We start from the raw sequence: 1,447 nt of genomic DNA on the forward strand, positions 1-1,447 counted from the left end.
GGTAGGTAAGGAGATTAAGTTATCCCAACCGCAGCAATTCCTGGCACAGGATCGCGATATCGTGCAGGAAGCCTATCCTGGGGATATCATCGGCTTGTTCGATCCCGGTATCTTCCGAATCGGTGACTCTCTTAGCCAGGGAAGAGAAGTGGTATTTGATGAACTGCCAACGTTCTCACCTGAGATTTTTGCCAAGGTTACTGTGAAGAACGCGCTTAAGCATAAGCAATATCAGAAGGGGATCGATCAGCTGACTGAAGAGGGAACCATTCAGGTATTCCGTACTGTGAGCTTTGAAGAGACTATTCTGGGGGTTGTAGGCCAGCTCCAATTCGAGGTGTTTGAATATCGTATGAAGGGCGAATACGGTGTGGATGTGCAACTCCAGAAGATGCCGTATCAATTCGCACGTTGGATCGTAGATGATCAGATAGACCCTTCCAAGTTCCGAATTAACTCGACCCTCGTTAAGGATAAGAAGGATAATTATGTGGTGTTATTCGAGAACGAATACGCGATGAGAACAGCGATGGAGAAGAATCCTACCGCGAAGTTCCTGGAAACCGCACCATAAGCAACAAGAAACATGAACAATCAGCTAACGGTACCAAGAACCCCCGGCCATTAGGCTCGGGGGTTCTTGGTGATTCTCCGTATGAAAGACTGTTATCCTTGCAGCTTGCCGGGGGTAATGTTCTTCAATTGATCATGAATCGTGGAGACGAGGTTATCCTGCTGGGAAGCATCCATGTCTTTCCAGACCATTTCGAACATGACACCAAGTCCCGGTAGCGCGGCTTCTGGCCCGTCAACGGAACCCTCGATCATGGAGCGGAGCTCTCCTTCGTCCTGATTGTGGACTTTATGAATGACAGCTTGCCTAAGATCTAACAATATGGACATCGAAATGTTCCTCCTTGTTATAAAAGGGTCATTGAGTAATGTACCCGTTCGAGGGCAGTTGCATACAAGTATCTTGGGCTGTGTGATATACTAAAATCACATTATAGGCAATTGGTTGGACCTTAGCTTGCGGAGGGATATGGAATATGGCGAAGAAACAGTTCGCAGTAATCGGTATGGGGCGTTTCGGTACAAGTGTTGCCAAGGAACTGAGCGGGATGGGATTTGATGTGCTGGCCGTGGACGCTAGCGAGCAGCGCGTGCAAGAAATTGCGAACTTGGTTACGCATGCGGTGTCGGCTGATTCAACCGATGAAGAGGCACTACGCGCACTTGGCATTCGGAATTTTGACGTGGTGGTCGTGGCCATCGGCGAGGATATACAGTCGAGTATATTGACAACATTGATTTTGAAGGATCTTGGGGTACCGGTTATTATCGTAAAAGCCAAAAATGAACTGCACGGTAAAGTGCTGCACAAGATTGGCGCGGATAAGGTCATTTTCCCGGAACGCGATATGGGACTTCGGGTTGCCCATCATCT

General features: G+C 48.2%; 3 protein-coding genes. 2 read left to right on the top strand and 1 reads right to left on the bottom strand.

The window, feature by feature from the left end; translation table 11 throughout:
• A partial coding sequence (locus ACFRAK_RS28705; protein WP_483878296.1) for a peptide chain release factor 3 occupies positions 1–574 on the top strand: 574 nt, incomplete at its 5' end.
• A 92-nt stretch (positions 575–666) separates the two neighbouring features.
• Here ACFRAK_RS28705 and sspI read toward each other — a convergent pair.
• A complete protein-coding gene (sspI, locus tag ACFRAK_RS28710; protein ID WP_394573148.1) occupies positions 667–903 on the bottom strand; it encodes a small acid-soluble spore protein SspI in 237 nt (78 codons plus the stop codon).
• A gap of 146 nt (positions 904–1,049) precedes the next feature.
• Between sspI and ACFRAK_RS28715 the strand changes: the two genes are divergently transcribed.
• Positions 1,050–1,447: potassium channel family protein (locus tag ACFRAK_RS28715; RefSeq protein ID WP_394573149.1), on the top strand; the 398-nt coding region annotated here is incomplete at its 3' end.

It is taken from the genome of Peribacillus sp. NPDC056705 (assembly GCF_043656335.1).

Excerpts from the sequence above, each read along its gene's own strand:
- sspI (WP_394573148.1), bottom strand. The coding sequence starts at position 903 with ATGTCCATATTGTTAGATCTTAGGCAAGCTGTCATTCATAAAGTCCAC.